Source organism: Azospirillum aestuarii (assembly GCF_016632405.1).
In the GTDB taxonomy this organism is placed as follows: Bacteria; Pseudomonadota; Alphaproteobacteria; order Azospirillales; family Azospirillaceae; genus Azospirillum; species Azospirillum aestuarii.
On record NZ_JAEPIV010000025.1, the window covers coordinates 57641 to 74730 of the forward strand.

At 68.2% G+C, this 17090-nt stretch carries 13 protein-coding genes and 1 pseudogene; 5 read left to right on the forward strand and 9 right to left on the reverse strand.

The window, feature by feature from the left end:
• Nucleotides 1-118: 118 nt before the first annotated feature.
• Nucleotides 119-2278 (forward strand): tetratricopeptide repeat protein, encoded by a 2160-nt coding sequence (locus JJL56_RS26780; protein WP_200486949.1) that lies wholly within the window; start codon nucleotides 119-121, stop codon nucleotides 2276-2278.
• Nucleotides 2279-2284: 6 nt separating this feature from the next.
• On the opposite strand, the gene JJL56_RS26785 is transcribed toward JJL56_RS26780, so the two are convergent.
• The 7 genes from JJL56_RS26785 to JJL56_RS26815 form a co-directional block, all read right to left on the reverse strand.
• Complete coding sequence (locus JJL56_RS26785; RefSeq protein WP_145629025.1) at nucleotides 2285-2977, reverse strand: DUF2161 domain-containing phosphodiesterase; 693 nt, start codon at nucleotides 2975-2977, stop codon at nucleotides 2285-2287.
• Between the two features lie 20 nt (nucleotides 2978-2997).
• On the reverse strand, nucleotides 2998-3318 hold the full coding sequence (locus JJL56_RS26790; protein ID WP_145629027.1) for a CcdB family protein: 321 nt from the start codon (nucleotides 3316-3318) through the stop codon (nucleotides 2998-3000).
• Nucleotides 3318-3554, reverse strand: coding sequence for a type II toxin-antitoxin system CcdA family antitoxin (locus JJL56_RS26795; RefSeq protein WP_175429741.1), 237 nt, complete (start codon nucleotides 3552-3554; stop codon nucleotides 3318-3320). The genes JJL56_RS26790 and JJL56_RS26795 overlap by 1 nt, the downstream gene beginning before the upstream one ends.
• A 102-nt stretch (nucleotides 3555-3656) precedes the next feature.
• The gene (gene scpA / locus JJL56_RS26800; protein WP_145629031.1) at nucleotides 3657-5810 is read right to left on the reverse strand and encodes a methylmalonyl-CoA mutase; all 2154 of its coding nucleotides are present in this window, start codon (nucleotides 5808-5810) and stop codon (nucleotides 3657-3659) included.
• 168 nt (nucleotides 5811-5978) lie between these two features.
• Entirely contained in the window at nucleotides 5979-6572 is a 594-nt protein-coding gene (locus tag JJL56_RS26805; RefSeq protein WP_200486950.1) for a biotin transporter BioY, read from the reverse strand.
• A gap of 38 nt (nucleotides 6573-6610) precedes the next feature.
• Nucleotides 6611-8611, reverse strand: coding sequence for an acetyl-CoA carboxylase biotin carboxylase subunit (gene accC / locus JJL56_RS26810; RefSeq protein WP_200486954.1), 2001 nt, complete (start codon nucleotides 8609-8611; stop codon nucleotides 6611-6613).
• A 23-nt stretch (nucleotides 8612-8634) separates the two neighbouring features.
• On the reverse strand, nucleotides 8635-10167 hold the full coding sequence (locus tag JJL56_RS26815; RefSeq protein WP_035678801.1) for an acyl-CoA carboxylase subunit beta: 1533 nt from the start codon (nucleotides 10165-10167) through the stop codon (nucleotides 8635-8637).
• Nucleotides 10168-10386: 219 nt separating this feature from the next.
• On the opposite strand from JJL56_RS26815, the gene JJL56_RS26820 reads away from it, so the two are divergent.
• Both JJL56_RS26820 and JJL56_RS26825 read left to right on the forward strand, forming a co-directional pair.
• Entirely contained in the window at nucleotides 10387-11835 is a 1449-nt protein-coding gene (locus JJL56_RS26820) for a helix-turn-helix domain-containing protein (RefSeq protein WP_145679376.1), read from the forward strand.
• A gap of 61 nt (nucleotides 11836-11896) precedes the next feature.
• Entirely contained in the window at nucleotides 11897-12625 is a 729-nt protein-coding gene (locus JJL56_RS26825) for an aspartate/glutamate racemase family protein (protein ID WP_145629041.1), read from the forward strand.
• Nucleotides 12626-12697: 72 nt separating this feature from the next.
• Here JJL56_RS26825 and JJL56_RS26830 read toward each other — a convergent pair whose 3' ends face one another.
• Both JJL56_RS26830 and JJL56_RS26835 read right to left on the reverse strand, forming a co-directional pair.
• Nucleotides 12698-13924 (reverse strand): hypothetical protein, encoded by a 1227-nt coding sequence (locus JJL56_RS26830; protein ID WP_145629043.1) that lies wholly within the window; start codon nucleotides 13922-13924, stop codon nucleotides 12698-12700.
• Nucleotides 13925-13927: 3 nt separating this feature from the next.
• Nucleotides 13928-16090 carry a glycosyltransferase gene (locus JJL56_RS26835; protein WP_200486951.1) on the reverse strand — a complete coding sequence of 721 codons (2163 nt, stop codon included), beginning with the start codon at nucleotides 16088-16090 and terminating at the stop codon, nucleotides 13928-13930.
• On the opposite strand from JJL56_RS26835, the pseudogene JJL56_RS26840 reads away from it, so the two are divergent.
• Together JJL56_RS26840 and JJL56_RS26845 are read left to right on the forward strand one after the other, a co-directional pair.
• Nucleotides 16065-16199, forward strand: a pseudogene (locus JJL56_RS26840) (transposase); the annotation flags it as partial. The gene JJL56_RS26835 and the pseudogene JJL56_RS26840 sit on opposite strands and share 26 nt — an antisense overlap.
• A 126-nt stretch (nucleotides 16200-16325) precedes the next feature.
• The coding region (locus tag JJL56_RS26845) for a helix-turn-helix domain-containing protein (RefSeq protein ID WP_211111990.1) at nucleotides 16326-17090 on the forward strand (765 nt) is incomplete at its 3' end.

Here is a 17090-nt window from a genome sequence, read left to right on the forward strand (position 1 = left end):
CGGTGGACGGCGGGGCCGCGATGGGCGAAAAAGCCATCTGACCCGCCCGCCCCAAGGACACCGGAGGCCAGCCCTGGCGACCATAGCCGAAGCCCTCGCCGCCGCGCTCGACCACCACATGAACGGGCGGTTGGCGGAAGCGGAGATCCTGTACGGGCGCATCCTGGAGGCCGCCCCCGAGCAGGCCGACGCCCGCCATCTGCTGGGCGTGCTGTGTGGGCAGACCGAGCGCGTGGAACAGGGCGCGGCGCTGATCGGCGCGGCCATGGCGCTGCGCCCCGACGCGGCGGACTATCCCGCCAACCTCGCCAACATCCTCGACGCCGTGGGGCAGCCGGAACGGGCCGCCGCCGCCCATCGCCGCGCCCTGTCGCTGGCCCCCGACGCGGCGGAGAGCTGGTACCGCTTCGGCAACGCCCTGCCCCACGGCGGCACCCATTTGCGCGAAGCGGCGGTCGCGGCGCTGGAGCGCGCGGTGCGGCTGGTGCCCGGCGACCATCGCGCCGCGGGGCGTGCCGCCCTGCTGCTGCAGATCATGGCGCGGCCCCACCGCGACGCCGGGCGGCGTGTGGAGGCCGCGGCGCTTCTGGAGCGGTCGGTAGGGCTGCTGCCAGAGGATGCGGGCATCCGCTTCGACCGCGCGGCGGCGCTGTATGCGCTGGGTGACCGGAGCGGAGCGATGCGGGAATTCCGCCACACGCTGGCGCTCGCCCCCGGCCATGCCGAAGCCTTGAGCAACCTCGGCCTGCTGCTCGACGAGACCGGTCGCACCACGGACGGCGCCACAGCCTGCCGGCGGGCGCTGGCCGTGCAGCCGGGCCATGTGGAGGGTTGGGTCAACCTGTCCGCCGCCTGCGAGACCTTGGGACGTTACGGCGCGGCGGCCGAGGCGGCTCGGCGGGCGCTGACCGTGCAGCCGGGCCATGCCGGTGCGTTCAGCAACCTCGCCGGGGCGCTGGGTCTGATGGGGCGGGTGGAGGAATCGCTGCCGCTGCTCCAGCGGGCTGTCCGGCTCGACCCCGACGACCGCGACGCGCGCAGCCGATACCTGTGCGCCCTGCTCTACCGCAGCGGTCAGGACGGCGCGGGCCTGCTGGAGGAATCACGGCGCTGGGCGGAGCGTTTCGCGGTGGCGGCGCCCCTGCCGCCTCCAGCCAACGATCCCGACCCGAACCGCCGCCTGCGCATCGGGCTGGTGTCCGGCGACTTCCGGAACCACGCCTTTTCCTTCTACATGGAGCCGCTGTTCCGCGCCTTCGACCGGTCGGCGGTGGAGCTGTTCTTCTATTCGACCGCCACCGCCCCCGACGCCAAGACGGAGCGCTTCCGCGCCCTGGCCGACCGCTGGTGCGACGCGGCCGCCCTGACCGAGGAGGAGTTGGCCGCCCGGGTCCGGCGGGACGGGGTGGATGTTCTGGTGGATCTGGCCTCCCACACGGCGGGCAACCGGCTGGGCATCTTCACCCGGCGCCCGGCGCCGGTGCAGGTGACCACGGCGGTGAACATCGTGACGACCGGCATCGACCGCTTCGACGCCTGCATCACCGACGCCCTGCTCGCCCCGCCTGGGGAGGAAGCCCATTACGCCGAGCCGCTGCTGCGTCTGACCCGCTTCTCCTGGGCTTATCAAGGGCCGCCGGAAGCGCCGGAGGTCGGCCCGCTACCGGCGTTGCGCAACGGCTTCATCACCTTCGGCTCCTTCAACAACCCCAGCAAGATCACCGAGGAAACGGCGGCCCTGTGGGCGGGCGTGCTGAGGGCCGTCCCGAACTCCCGCCTGCTGCTGAAGTACAAGGCGATGCGCGATCCGGCCTCGCGCGCCCACCTGACGGCGCTGTTCGCCTGCCACGGCGTGTCCTCGGACCGGCTGGAGCTTCGCCGCCCGCCAGCCGGCATCCGCGCCAACCTCGCCGACTACAACGACGTGGACATCGGGCTGGACCCCACCCCCTACAACGGCCACACCACGACCTGCGAGGCGCTGTGGATGGGGGTGCCGGTGATCGTGCCGGCGGGCCGTCCCCAGGATCTGGGAATCGCGCGGGTGGGGTCCGCCATCATGGTTTCGGCCGGACTGTCCGACCTGATCGCTCCCGATGCCGCCTACGCTGCCCGCGCTGCGGCTTTGGCCGCCGATCGCGACGCGCTGGCCGTCCTGCGCGCGGAACTACGGAGCCGTGTCGCGGCCTCCCCGCTCGGCGACGTTCCGGCGCTGGCCCGCGCCTACGAGGCCGCCTTCCGCACGCTCTGGCGGCGCTGGTGCGGGGCGGGACGATAAGGGCGCTCATTCGGCGGCGAGCGCGTGGGCGAAGGTCTCCACGCCCTGAACGCCTGCGTCGGTCAACCCATAGGTTCCCTTGGCGATGCGCTCGAACCAGCCGTAGACGTTGCGTTGGAGGATGGCCGCGGCGTCCTTCGGCGCCCCGACGGCGCGCAGCGCCTTCAGCGACAGCGGCCCGGCCTGCAACAGCCGGGCGCAGCGCAGCGCGTCCTGGCGGTAGGCGGTGACGATGGGCACGCGGGTGGAGCCGCCGCGGTTGGGATCGCCCCGGCGGCGCGCGTGTTCCCCCAGCAGGCGGGCGGTGCGCGTCTTGTCCTTGCGCGGGCTGTAGGGAACCGGGTCGAGCAGAACCTCCACCTCATGCCCCGCGGCCCGGCCGGTGTCGACGATCAGCAGTCCGACGCCCAGCCGTCGGCAGAGCTTGCGCACCCCGCTGTCGTGGGGCGACGCGCCGCTGGCCTTGCGCCCCGGCTGCGGCACGGCGAGATAGACGGTGTCGGTCAGGGAGAGCCGGTCCACCCCCTGAAGCAGCAGGTCCAGGGTGAAGCGCTTCTTCAACTCGACGATCAGCGGCGGCTCGGCCCCGCGCACCGCGACGAGGTCGCAGCCGTGGATCTCGGCCTTCACGTCGTAGCCCTGGGCTTCGAGGAAGGCTTTGACCGGGGCGTAGAGGTCGGTTTCGGCGGTGATGGGCATGGGGGGTGACGTCCAACCGCTCACAAATCGCCGGTCAGCACGTCGATGGCGCGCCGGACATCGTGGTGCCGACCGGACATGCTCATCACCACATCGCCGATGTCGGTCACTGGAATGCCCGCAATCTGCGACGTCATGGCAACCAGCCGTTCGCCCTGAATGTCGAACACCGGCATGATATCACGGATGGGCGTTCCCGCTTCCGAAGCCCGAACGAGAGGGATGACGACGCGCGTGGAACGCACCGCCACGTGATTTCCCTGAACGACAAGAAGAAATGGAACCGGGTGATCCGGCCGGCCCGCGGCATTCGGATTCCGGCAGACATCCAGGAAACGCATCAGAACATCCGCTTCCCGGTGCTGAACACGCCGTGCTTTTCCACGTAGGAATCGTAGGAATCAAAGGCCGATCGGTTCTCTTCGATCCAGCGCTCCCGCTTCGCGTCCTTCACCGACTGCTCGACAGCGGCTTCGAAGACTTGCGACAGGTTGATGCCCAAGCTCTTCGCTTCGGCGATCAGATCGGGCCGGGCCGAGACGTTGGTGGGCTTCCTCTGGACTGATCCGCGCGCCATGAACACCCTCCAACGAAAAAACATGCGCAAAGACTATGCGCATGTTTCCTCATGGCGTCCAGTCCCCGCTGGGAGAGAGCGAGGCCCGCCCCTCCACACCGGTTACGCCGCGGCCTTCTGCTTGCGCAGGATGGCCAGGATGTCGGAGGCGGCCTTCGGGATGTTGGTGCCGGGGCCGTAGATGGCGGCGGCCCCCGCCTTGTAGAGGTAGTCGTAGTCCTGGGGCGGGATCACGCCGCCGCAGACGACGAGGATGTCTCCGGCGCCCTGGCGGCGCAGTTCCTCGACCAGTTGCGGGACCAACGTCTTGTGGCCGGCGGCCTGGGACGACACACCGATGACGTGCACGTCGTTCTCCACCGCCTGGCGGGCGGCCTCCTCCGGGGTCTGGAACAGCGGCCCGATGTCCACGTCGAAGCCGATATCGGCGAAGCTGGTGGCGATCACCTTGGCGCCGCGGTCGTGGCCGTCCTGGCCCATCTTCACGACGAGGATGCGCGGGCGGCGGCCCTCCTCGGTGGCGAAGGCGGACACCTCCTCCTGGATCTTCCTGAAGCCCTCGTCGCCCTCGTAGGCGGCGCCGTAGACGCCGGAGACGGAGCGGATGACCGCGACATGGCGGGTGAAGGCCTTCTCCAGCGCGTCGGATATCTCGCCGACCGTGGCGCGGGCGCGGGTCGCCTCGACCGCCAGGGCCAGCAGGTTGCCGGACTTCTCCGTGGCGGCCTTGGTCAAGGCCTCCAGGGCGGCGCGGCACTTGGCGTCGTCGCGGTTGGCGCGCACGCTGTTCAGGCGGGCGATCTGGGACTCGCGCACCGCGCTGTTGTCGATGTCCAGCACATCGACCATCTCGGGGTTTTCCGGACGGTACTTGTTGACGCCGACGATCACCTCCTCGGCGCGGTCGACGCGGGCCTGCCGGCGGGCGGCGGCCTCCTCGATCAGCAGCTTGGGCATGCCGCTGTCCACCGCCTTGGTCATGCCGCCGAGATCCTCGACCTTGTTGATGAGATCGAGCGCGGCGTTGGCGAGGCTGTGGGTCAGATTCTCGATGTAGTAGGAACCGCCCAGCGGATCGACCACGTTGGTGACGCCCGACTCCTCGGCGATGATGAGCTGGGTGTTGCGGGCGATCCGGGCGGAGAACTTCGTCGGCAGCCCCAGCGCCTCGTCGAAGGCGTTGGTGTGCAGCGACTGGGTGCCGCCCAGCACGGCGGCCATCGCCTCGATGGTGGTGCGGATGACGTTGTTGTAGGGGTCCTGCTCGGTCAGGCTGACGCCGGAGGTCTGGCAATGGGTGCGCAGCGCCAGCGAGCGGGCGTCCTTCGGGTCGAACTTCTGCTTCATCAGCGTCGACCACAGCAGGCGCGCGGCGCGCAGCTTGGCGATCTCCATGAAGAAGTTCATGCCGATGGAGAAGAAGAAGGACAGGCGCGGCGCGAACTTGTCGACCGGCAGCCCCTTGGACATGGCGGCGCGGACGTATTCGAGGCCGTCGGCGATGGTGAAGGCCAGCTCCTGCACCGCGGTCGCCCCGGCCTCCTGCATGTGGTAGCCGGAAATCGAGATCGAGTTGAACTTCGGCATGTTCAGCGCCGTATACTCGATGATGTCCGCGATGATCCGCATCGAGGGTTCGGGCGGGTAGATGTAGGTGTTGCGGACCATGAACTCCTTGAGGATGTCGTTCTGGATGGTCCCGCTCAGCTTGTCCTGGCTGACACCCTGCTCCTCCGCGGCGACGATGTAGCCGGCGAGGATCGGCAGCACCGCGCCGTTCATGGTCATCGACACCGACATCTTGTCGAGCGGGATGCCGTCGAAGAGGATCTTCATGTCCTCGACGCTGTCGATGGCGACGCCGGCCTTGCCCACGTCGCCGACCACGCGCGGGTGGTCGCTGTCATAGCCGCGATGGGTGGCGAGGTCGAAGGCGACCGACAGGCCCATCTGCCCGGCCTTCAGGTTCGCCTTGTAGAAGGCGTTGGAGTCCTCGGCGGTCGAGAAGCCGGCGTATTGGCGGATCGTCCAGGGCTTCACCGCGTACATCGTGGCGCGCGGGCCGCGGGTGAAGGGCGGGAAGCCGGGCAGGCTGTCCAGTTCCAGACCCTCCAGATCGGCGGCGGTGTAGAGCGCCTTGACGTCCAGACCCTCCGGAGTCTTCCAGACGAGGTCTTCGAGCGTCCCGTTGGCGCCCAGGTCCTTGGTGGCCAGGGTCTGCCAGTCGGCCTGGGTCTTCTTCGGGAACTCGCTCATGGGACGTCTCCTCGACACCGCGTTGTTCAATTATTTGGAACGATCAATGAATGGGTGGCGCGCTTGCCCCCACCCCGGCCCTCCCCCGCTGACGCAGGGGAGGGAGAACTGGTCCCCTCCCCCGCCCAGCGGGGGAGGGTTAGGGTGGGGGCAAGTACAACCCCGACCTTACGCCTGCGACCGGCGGGTGACGACCTTCCAGGCGGCCTGCATGATCGCGGCACCCAGCGCGGTCTTCAGGACCGTGGCGGCGAGGAACGGCGTCAGGCCCAGCGCGACGGCCTTCTCGCCGCCGAACAGGACGGCCATCCAGGCCACGCCCGGAACGAACAGCAGGGCATGGCCGATCGCCAGAGCACCAACCGCCTTCAGCGGGCTGCGGTCCCAGCCGCGCTCGGCCAGCCAGCCGGTGACGCCGGCGGCCAGGACGAAGCCCAGCAGGTAGCCGGCGGTCGGCCCCATCATGTAGGCCGGGCCGGTGCCCGGACCCGCGAAGACCGGCAGGCCGGCCAGACCCTCGGCCAGATACAGCAGGACCGTCGCCGTGGCGAGGCGGCTGCCGTAGGCCATGCCGAGCAGGATGACGACCATGCTCTGCATCGTCATCGGAACCGGCCAGAAGGGCACCTGCACCTTGGCCGAGGCGGCCAGGAGCAGGCTGCCCAGAACCGCCGCGGTGGCGGCGGTGAGCAGGCCGCCCCGCGGGGCGACCGTCTCGAGAAGCGAAGCGGCACGCTGCGAAAGCGTGTTTGCGAAAGCCATCGTCCTTACCTTTCCCTATATGTCGGAGCCCGCTTGGCTCACGCGAACTCCAGGATCTTCTGATCGACCGCCAGGCTGGAGCCGGGCGTCGCGTGCACCTTGGACACCGTGCCATCCTGCGCCGCACGCAGGATGTTTTCCATCTTCATCGCCTCGACCACGGCCAGCACCTCGCCGGCCTTGACCTCCTGCCCCTCGGTCACGGCGACCGAGACGAGCAGGCCGGGCATCGGCGACAGCAGGAACTTCGACATGTCCGGCGGCGCCTTCACCGGCATCAGCGCGTCGAGCCGCGCCGCGTTCGGAGTCAGCACCTTGACCAGCGCCTGGCTGCCGGAGTGGGACAGGCGGTAGCCGACGCCGACGCGGTCCACCTGGACGCAGACATGCGCGCCGTTCACCGTACCGCGGAACAGCGGCTGGCCGAGCGTCCAGTCGCTCCACACCACATGGTGCCTGCCCTCGAGATCGACGGTGTAGCCGATGCGCTGCGGGCTGCCATCCGTCGGGTGGACATGGACCGGATGCTGCGTGCCGTCCATCACGACGACCCAGTCGTCGCGCACCCGGATCTTGTTGCCCGGCATCTTGCCGGTGATCTGGATGTCGCGGTCGTTCAGGCAGCGGTGGATCACCGCGGCGACGGCGATCAGGACCGCCGGCTCCTCCGGCGGCAGGTCGGAGGCGTGGAAGCCGGTCGGGTATTCCTCGGCGATGAAGTTGGTGGTCAGCCGGCCTTCGACGAAGCGCTGGTTGGCCATCAGCGAGGCGAGGAACGGGATGTTGTGGCTGACGCCGCGGATGTAATACTGGTCCAGCGCCTCGCGCATGCGGGCGATGGCGGCGTCGCGCGTCGACCCCCAGCTGCACAGCTTGGCGATCATGGGGTCGTAGTACATGGAGATCTCGCCGCCCTCGTAGACGCCGGTGTCGACGCGGACATGCGGGTCCTCCGACGGCGGACGGTAGTGGGTCAGCCGGCCGGTGGAGGGCAGGAAGTTGCGGAAGGGGTCCTCCGCATAGACGCGGGACTCGATGGCCCAGCCATGCAGGTGGATGTCTTCCTGGCGAAGCGTCAGCTTCTCGCCCGCCGCGACGCGGATCATCAGCTCGACGAGGTCGAGGCCGGTGACCAGTTCGGTGACCGGATGCTCCACCTGGAGGCGGGTGTTCATCTCCAGGAAGTAGAAGTTGCGCTCGGCGTCGACGATGAACTCGACCGTGCCGGCGGACTTGTAGTCCACGGCGCGGGCCAGCGCCACCGCCTGCTCGCCCATCGCCTTGCGGGTCGCGGCATCGAGGAAGGGCGACGGCGCCTCTTCGATGACCTTCTGGTGCCGGCGCTGGATCGAGCATTCGCGCTCGCCCAGGTAGAGCGCCGTGCCCTGCCCGTCCGCCAGCACCTGGATCTCGATGTGGCGCGGCTGCTGGATGTACTTCTCGACGAAGACGCGGTCGTCGGCGAAGGAGGAGCGCGCCTCGTTCTGGGCCGAGCGGAAGCCTTCGCGGGCCTCCTCGTCGTTCCAGGCCACGCGCATGCCCTTGCCGCCGCCGCCGGCCGACGCCTTGATCATCACCGGGTAGCCGATGTCGCGGGCGATGGTCACCGCCTCGCTGTCGTCGGCGATGACGCCCAGATAGCCGGGCACCGTGCTGACGCCCGCGGCCTTGGCGAGCTTCTTGGACTCGATCTTGTCGCCCATGGCCTGGATGGCGTGGGCGTCCGGGCCGATGAAGGCGATCCCGGATGCTGCCAGCGCCTCCTGGAACTCGCGCTTCTCCGACAGGAAGCCATAGCCGGGATGGACGGCCTGGGCGCCGGTCTTCTTGCAGGCGTCGACGATGCGGTCGATCAGCAGATAGCTCTGCGCCGAGGGGGCGGCGCCGATGTGGACGGCCTCGTCGGCCATCTCGACGTGCAGGGCGTTCTTGTCGGCGTCCGAATAGACGGCGACCGTCTTGATGCCCAGGCGGCGCGCCGTGCGGATGACGCGGCAGGCGATCTCGCCGCGGTTCGCGATCAGGATCTTTGAGAACAGGGTCGTCATGGGGCGGCGCGCCTTCAGAGCGGGATGTTGTCGTGCTTGCGCCAGGGGTTCTGGAGCTGCTTGTTCTTCAGCATGGACAGCGCCTTGATGACGCGCCGGCGAGTGCCGTGCGGCATGATGACGTCATCGATGTAGCCGCGCGACGCCGCCACGAACGGGTTGGCGAACTTCTGCCGGTATTCCTCGGTGCGCGCCTCGATCTTGGCGGTGTCGCCGATGTCGCCGCGGAAGATGATCTCCACCGCGCCCTTCGGCCCCATCACCGCGATCTCCGCCGACGGCCAGGCGTAGTTGATGTCGCCGCGCAGATGCTTGGACGCCATCACGTCATAGGCGCCGCCGTAGGCCTTGCGCGTGATGACGGTGATCTTCGGCACGGTGGCCTCGGCGTAGGCGAACAGCAGCTTGGCGCCGTGCTTGATGATGCCGCCGTATTCCTGCGAGGTGCCAGGCATGAAGCCGGGGACGTCCACCAGGGTCAGGATCGGAATCTCGAAGGCGTCGCAGAAGCGCACGAAGCGCGCGGCCTTCTTGGAGCTGTCGATGTCCAGGCAGCCGGCGAGCACCATCGGCTGGTTGGCGACGATGCCGACCGTGCTGCCGTTCATGCGGCCGAAGCCGATGATAATGTTCTTGGCATAGTCCGGCTGAAGCTCGAAGAAGTCGCCCTCGTCGACCGTCTTGAGGATCAGCTCCTTCATGTCGTAGGGCTTGTTCGGATTCTCCGGCACCAGCGTGTCGAGCGACAGGTCGTCGCGGTCGATCGGGTCGGTGCAGGGACGCTCCGGCGCCCGCTCGCGGTTGGAGGCCGGCAGGAAGTCGATGAAGCGGCGGAGCTGGAGCAGCGCCTCCACGTCGTTCTCGAAGGCCATGTCGGCGACGCCGGACTTGCTGGAATGGGTGATCGCCCCGCCCAGCTCCTCCGCCGTCACCACCTCGTGCGTGACCGTCTTCACCACGTCGGGGCCGGTCACGAACATATAGGAGCTGTCCTTCACCATGAAGATGAAGTCGGTCATGGCCGGCGAATAGACCGCACCGCCGGCGCACGGCCCCATGATCAGCGAGATCTGCGGGATGACGCCCGAGGCGTTGACGTTGCGCTGGAACACCTCGGCGTAGCCGCCGAGCGAGGCCACGCCCTCCTGGATGCGGGCTCCGCCGGAATCGTTCAGGCCGATGACCGGCGCGCCGACCTTCATCGCCTGGTCCATGATCTTGCAGATCTTCTCGGCGTGGGCTTCCGACAGCGAGCCGCCGAAGACGGTGAAGTCCTGGCTGAAGACGAAGACGAGACGCCCGTTCACCGTGCCGTGACCGGTGACCACGCCGTCGCCGGGAACCTTCTGGCCTTCCATGCCGAAGTCGTTGCAGCGGTGCTGCACGAACATGTCGAACTCCTCGAACGAGCCTTCGTCGAGGAAGAGTTCGATGCGCTCCCGCGCGGTCAGCTTGCCCTTGGCGTGCTGCGCGGCGACGCGCTTTTCGCCGCCGCCCAGCCGCGCACCGGAGCGCATGGCATCCAACTTGGCCAGAATTTCTTGCATCAGGCGTTTCCCACTTTGGCGAGCGGCGGAGGACCTTGCGAACCTTGTGGCAGCGGTCCCCTCACCGGAACGCCTGGATTATTCACAAGATTTGCAACAGGGCAATTGGCCGGGCGGGAAAAATGTGCGAAGTTGCGAACATCTTTGCAAACGCAGCGCGCGGTTTGCCAAGATTGCAAATATGCACTTCGGCATAATCTTCGGGTGATAGGCGGGTCCATGCAGAAGCTCTTCCTCGGCTACAAGCTCCGCCGCCTGCGCGAACAGCGCGGACTGACCCAGGCGGCGCTGGCCAAGACGCTGGATCTGTCGCCGAGCTACCTGAACCAGATCGAGAACAACCAGCGCCCGCTGACCCTGCCGGTGCTGCTGAAGATCTCCGCCGTGTTCGAGGTGGACCTGTCCAATTTCGTCGAGGACGAGGACAGCCGTCTGGTCGCGGACCTGCGCGAGGCCCTGGCCGACCCGCTGTTCGCCGGGGCGCCCCTGACCAACGCCGAGCTGCGCAGCGCCGTCGGCTCCAGCCCGGAGCTGGCCCGCCGCGTACTGAGCCTGCACCAAGCCTATCAGAAGCTTCACGAGCGGGTACAGTCGCTGGCCGACAGCCTGTCCAACCAGGAACCGAGCGACGCCTTCGCCGGGCCGCAGTTCCCCTACGAGGAGGTCCGCGACTATTTCCACTACTGCAACAACTACATCGGCCCGCTGGACGAGGCTGCGGAAAATCTCTGGAACACGGAGAAGATCCACTCCGGCGCCCTGCTGAACGAGCTGGCCGCCTACCTGAAGCGGCGGCACGACGTGCGTGTGAAGATCGTCGCCGACGACGGCGAGACGGCCATGCGCAGCTATGACGGCAGCACCGGCACGCTGCGCCTGTCCGCCCTGCTGAACGGCCCCAGCCGCGCCTTTCACATGGCGCACCAGATCGCCCTGCTCGGCTTCGGCGACGTGATCGAAGAACGGGTCGCCCAGGCGAAGTTCTCCAGCGAGGACGCGCGGTCGATCTGCCGGGTCGGGCTCGCTAACTATTTCGCGGGGGCGCTGGTCCTGCCCTACCGCGCCTTCGCCGCCCAAGCCCGCGCGCTGCGCCACGACGTGGAGCAATTGCAGAGCCGCTTCGGCGCCAGCTTCGAGCAGGTCTGCCACCGGCTGTCCACCCTGCAGCGGCCGGGGGCGCGGGGGCTGCCCTTCTACTTCGTGCGGGTGGACATGGCCGGCAACATCACCAAGCGCCATTCCGCCACGCGCTTCCACTTCGCGCGCTTCGGCGGCGCCTGCCCGCTGTGGAACGTGCACGAGGCCTTCGCCCAGCCCGGCAAGATCCTGGTGCAGTTCGCCACCATGCCCGACCGCACCACCTACATCGGCATCGCCCGCACGGTGACCAAGCGCGGCGGCGCCTATCTGAAGCCGTCGCGCCAGTTCGCCGTCGGGCTCGGCTGCGAGGCGACGCACGCCAACGAGATCGTCTACGCCGCCGGCATCGACACCTCCAACGAGGCCGCCGCCGTGCCCATCGGCGTGAACTGCCGCATCTGCGAGCGCACCGACTGCCAGCAGCGCGCCTTCCCGCCCATCGGCAGCCAGCTGTCGGTGGACGAGCACCATCGCAGCTTCGTCCCCTACCTATTCACCCAGGAGGGGCGGACCGTGGAGAAGGCCTGAACGGTTGGCGATCCGCCACGGCCGCCCTATCATCCGCGGCCTCAACCGACGGGATCACGACATGACGACGCCCACCGCCCGGCCCCTGCCCCAGAAGACCATCGGCGTCCTCGGCGGCATGAGCAACCAGGCCACCGCCGAATACTACCGCCTGCTGAACGAGGGGCTGAACGCCCGGTTCGGCGGCTGGGACAACGGCGAGATCGTCATCGTCAGCGTCAATTTCGGCAACATCGAGCATTTCGTCCGCCGGAACGAGTGGGATGCCGCGCACCGCTACCTGTCCGGCAAGGTCGACGCGCTGGAGCGTGCCGGAGCCGACGTGATCCTGTGCGTGTCGAACACCATGCACCGCGTGGTCGAGCCGATCATGGAAGGGCGCACCACCCCCTTCATCCACATCGCCGATCCGACCGGTGCGGCGATGCGGGCCGCCGGCCTGTCGCGGGTAGCCCTGCTGGGCACCATGCCGACGATGCTCTCCGACGACCTGCGCCGCCGCTACGAGGAGCGCTTCGGGGTCGAGATCATGGTGCCGTCCGACCCCGACAAGGCGACGGTGGACCGCATCATCTTCGACGAGCTGGTGCGGCGCGACCTGCGCCCCGAGTCGAAAGCCCAATACCTGGAGATCATCGACCGGCTGGCCGCCGCAGGGGCGCAGGGGGTGATCCTCGGCTGCACGGAAATCTTCCTGCTCGTCGATCAGACCGACCGGCCGGAATTCCCGATGTTCAACACGACGGCGCTCCACGCCGCCGCCGCCGTGGCCTTCGCGCTGAGCGAATAGGGGCACCGATCCGGCGCCCAGGAAGCCCGGTGGCGACGCACCATGCGCACGGGCGATGAACAACGGACCCGGTCAGTCCTGCAATCTCGCAATGATCCTCGGCAGGATGGCGGTGAGGGCCAGCTGTTCGAAGGCCCAGTCCCGATGTGCCGACCGCAGCCTTGCGCGGCGGTCGGCATCTCCGGCCAGTGCCGACAGGACCTGAAGCGCGTCCGCCTCGCCGGTGAAGGTCAGGTCATCCTCATGCGGGCCGAACAGCCGGTCCGTGTCCGCGTGCCGCCAGCTCACCAGCAACCCGTCCCGTTTGATGATTTCCAGCGTCCTTGGGAAGATCGCCGTATCGTAGGCGAGGCTGCCGAAATCCACGCAGGCTCCGGCGGCGTGGTAGGCGTTGCGTGGCGCGGATGACACCGGTTCGGAAGCGATCCCAAACCGTTCCCAGCCATTGCCCCAAAGCGAGAAAACCTCGCCGAAGCCGCGCCGGAAGGCGAGGGCGAAACGGCGGCGGTTCTCGACGGCGAAGGCGATGGTGAAGGCACGGTTGAAATCCAGCGTCCAGGCCGGGTCCGCCGACCGTTCCGTCAGCCCGCAAAGGTCCATGGCCTGCAGCCTGTGCAGCGTCGGCCGCTCCATCATCGTGGCGGACACGGCTTCCGCATGGCGGTGGACCGCCGGGGGAACCGGCTCGCGGCCGGATTCGATGTGGCCCGGCCAGCCTTGCCCCAGATAGAGGCAGCGCCCCCGCACCAGGGCCTCCGCCTCCCCCGTGTCGGACGGTCCCTTCATCGCGGCGTAGGGATGGCGTTGCAGGCCGGGTGTCCCGTGCGACATCCACCGCTTGTACAGATCGACGGAACCGCCCTGCGCCGGGCTGGTGCAGATCCAGCGATGTACACCGAGCGGCTCGTGGAACACCCGCGTCAGGCCGAGCCGGGCGGACTGTTCCGCCGATCCCCGGCACATGCACCACATGGAAATGTCGTTTTCCGTCATCCACCGGTCGGTTTCGCGGATCTGTTCCGTCGAGCGTGCCCCGATTTCCTCAAGCGGATGCTTCAGACAGATGTGGACGACGGCCGGCGGCACGCCGTATCCGGCGATGTAGGCGCGCAGCATCTCCACCGTCGGGCGCGGAATGTCGAACAGGTTCAGAACGAACAGAACGTCGACCCGCCGGTCGATCAGGTCCTGCGTGATGTCGGGCAAGGCCAACACGGACTCATGGCCGAGATCCACCAGGGCCGCATGGATCGACCACAGGATTTCGGACGTGCCTTGTCCGCATAGAAGGAATCGCACGGTCTACCCCGGCTTCCTGAACAGCGCGACCGCCTCGGCCATATAGGCGGCGAGCTGCGGCAGGTTGCTGCCCTCCTGCTCCACCACCGCGAAGCGGGCACGGGCCTCGTCTCTCGCCGCGGCAAGCAGCGCCGGATCGGCCGCCAAAGCCGCGGCGCGGGCGACGAATGCCCCGTCATCCGCGACCAGGAAGGTGGGGCCGGCCACGCTGGCCACATCGCCGCCGGCATGGGACAGCACCGGCAGTCCGGCGGCCAGCGCCTGTGCCGCACCCGCTCCGCCGCCGGTGCGGCGTGGATTCAGGAATAGATCGCAGACCTGGAGCAGCGCCTCCATGCGATCGACATGGCCAAGGCCGCGCAGCCGCGCGGCGTGGCGGCGGCCGGACAGCCGGCCGGGCAAGGCCTCCGCTCCCCCGGCGAACAGCACCAGCGCCTGCGGCACCGCGTCCAAAATCCGGTCCAGAAGCTCCAGAAAATCGCCATCGACCTCCGCGTCCAGGCGGTTGCCGACGACGATGCAGGCGAACGCGGCATCCGGAATGGAAAACTCCGCGCGCGTGGCGGTGTCGCCGCTGCGGCGCAGCGACAGGCCGAAGCGGAAAGGCCGCCAGGAGCGGGCCAGCCGCCCCTCACCGGCGGGAGGCACGCGACCTCCGAAATCCAGCACGATGTCGGCGAGCGAGATGGTCTGGCCGGTCGTGGTGGGGATGCACAGCAGCGGGCGCACGCCCTCCAGAAGATCGGCGACGACGACCGAACCGCCGAAGGCGATCACCAGATCCGGATCGAAGGCGTCCACGGCCGTCAGGAAGCCGTTCACCTTCTCCGCGGCGATGCCGGGTGCGGTGGAAGACAGCGTGCGGACCGTCTCGTCCTCAAACCGCATCGTCTGCTCGCCGGACAGCCGTTCCTCGACGGCGGCGGCGAAGGGGGGAACGAACGGGCTGTAATAGCGGTCCGGCATCATGTTGGTGTTGAGCACCAGCACCGTCCGGCCGAGGTCCCGCTGCAGCCGGACCGCAAGCAGCAGGAGGTCGCGCGATGGCTGGTGCTGGTCGGACAGGAACTGGTTGGTCACGATGACGACCTTGCCCGTGTCCGGCCGTCCCGCCCGACGCGGGGCCGGCACCGCCCCCAGCCGCGAGGATATCTGTCGCAGGAATCGCTCGTAAAAGGGGAGCAGCCGGCCGGTCAGGAACTCCGGAACCGACGCCATGTCCATCCGTATCAGGAAAAGCTGGCGCTGCATGGACCAGTAGATCTGGTTGATGCCGTCCAATGGCGCCAGGTCCAGGACATTGTCCAGCATGTTCAGGATGTTCACGTACCGGCGCAGATCGCCCGAAACATGAGCCAATGCCGATTCCCGAAGAATGGGGTCCAGACCGGCGGTCGCGGCGTCCAGCGTCTCCATCGCCGCAGCGTCGCTTCCCAAACCCGCCGCGCGTGCGGCGTCGCAGCTTTCCGAAATTTCCCTCAGCGCCTCGCCGGTTCCGGCTGGGCCTTGCAGTCGAGCGATGAGGCCTCTCAGGACGGCGGCTCGGGAGCTGAGATCTTGCATCGGAAGACGGCCCCGGTTGAGACGAGGAGCGCTGGCCCCTGCTCGACCCACAAGAGTTGAGCGAACGCGATCTTGCCACCTATAGGAGCGGCTTGGGCGGAAGTCAACGCGATCACCTTGCGCATCGTCCGCCGGGAGACGGTCGTGGCGATGGCGCCCGGCTCGCCGCACGGGAGACGCCGCGGCGGTCATCACCGCCACGGGGCGGTGATGACCGCATCGATCTGCGGATAGGCTTCGGAGGAAATGCTCGTCGTACCGGATGCCGGCGGGTGCGAACCGGTAGATGTCGTTGCCCGGCCCGCCGGCCAGCGTGTCGTTGCCGGCGCCGCCGTAGAACAGGTCGTCGCCGCCATAGCCATATATGGAATCGACCCCGCCCAGGCCCTGGATGGTGTCGTTGGCATTGTAGCTCTCCAGCCTCTCGTACGCATCGGTTGCCACCGTGTTGAGCACCAGCATCGGGTTGGTGATGTCCACCAATATGGCAATGGGATCAGGAGGAGGGGTAAGATGGCTCTCCCTCGATTCAGTGGACACCTCTGCTAAGCTCCGGCTGGGAGCGGAGAGGTGAATGATGACGAAGGGACGGCGCTTCTTCACGGACGAGTTCAAGCAAGAGGCGGTCGCCCTGCTGGAGAGCAGTGGTCGGCCGTTGGAGCACATTGCCAAGGAGCTGGATATCCAGCCTTCGGTGCTGCGTAACTGGCGCCGACGCGGCCGGACAGGGGGGCCGCCGCAGCTCCCCACACAGCCGGCGGCGGCCCCCTGGCCTCCGGCGACCAAGCCGCGGGCGGATTCAAGCGGTCGTCGCAACAGCCTGATGCAGGAGGTTGCGATGAAGACACGGAAGCGGCGATCGGATCGGTCTGGGCGGGCTCCTCAGCGGTCACCTGGCCGGCCCCCCTCAGCACAGCGTGAGGATCGTCGGCGGTTTTGGGCGGCGATTGCGACGGGACAAGCGAGCGAGGATGCGGCATCTCTGGCCGGGGTGTCGCCCGCGGTGGGGACGCGGTGGTTCCGAGAGGCGGGGGGTATGCCACCAGCGGGGTTTGCATCATCGGCAAAGCTGCCTTCAGAACGGTACTTGCAGTTTGCGGAGCGGGAGGAGATCGCGCTGCGGCGAGCCCAGGGGTTCGGCGTGCGGGAGATCGCTCGCCAACTGGACCGAGCGGCCTCGACCATTTCCCGCGAGCTGCGGCGCAATGCCGCCACCCGCGGGGGAGGGTTGGAATATCGGGCGACGACCGCGCAGTGGCACGCCGACCGTTCGGCGCGCCGGCCTAAACCGGCCAAGCTCGTAGTCAATCCAGTCCTGCGCGACTACGTGCAGGAGCGTCTGGCCGGCGCGGTGGTTGCCCCGGACGGCGTGGCGATCCCTGGGCCGGCCGTGACCTGGAAAGCTCGCCGTCATGGGCGTCGGCAGGACCGGCGGTGGGCCAAGGCGTGGAGCCCCGAACAGATCGCCCGGCGCCTGCGGCTCGATTTTCCAGAGGACCCGACGATGCGCATCAGCCATGAGGCCATTTATCAGGCCCTGTTCATTCAAGGCCGAGGAGCATTGCGTCGCGAGCTTACCGCCTGCCTGCGGACCGGACGGACC

Bases quoted from the DNA above. Each gene is read 5' to 3' on its own strand.
- scpA (WP_145629031.1), bottom strand. From the start codon at position 5,810: ATGAGCGAGTTCCCGAAGAAGACCCAGGCCGACTGGCAGACCCTGGCC.
- JJL56_RS26785 (WP_145629025.1), bottom strand. From the start codon at position 2,977: ATGCCCATCACCGCCGAAACCGACCTCTACGCCCCGGTCAAAGCCTTC.
- JJL56_RS26825 (WP_145629041.1), top strand. From the start codon at position 11,897: ATGACGACGCCCACCGCCCGGCCCCTGCCCCAGAAGACCATCGGCGTC.
- JJL56_RS26795 (WP_175429741.1), bottom strand. From the start codon at position 3,554: ATGGCGCGCGGATCAGTCCAGAGGAAGCCCACCAACGTCTCGGCCCGG.
- JJL56_RS26805 (WP_200486950.1), bottom strand. From the start codon at position 6,572: ATGGCTTTCGCAAACACGCTTTCGCAGCGTGCCGCTTCGCTTCTCGAG.
- JJL56_RS26820 (WP_145679376.1), top strand. From the start codon at position 10,387: ATGCAGAAGCTCTTCCTCGGCTACAAGCTCCGCCGCCTGCGCGAACAG.
- JJL56_RS26790 (WP_145629027.1), bottom strand. From the start codon at position 3,318: ATGCGTTTCCTGGATGTCTGCCGGAATCCGAATGCCGCGGGCCGGCCG.
- JJL56_RS26815 (WP_035678801.1), bottom strand. From the start codon at position 10,167: ATGCAAGAAATTCTGGCCAAGTTGGATGCCATGCGCTCCGGTGCGCGG.
- JJL56_RS26780 (WP_200486949.1), top strand. From the start codon at position 119: ATGAACGGGCGGTTGGCGGAAGCGGAGATCCTGTACGGGCGCATCCTG.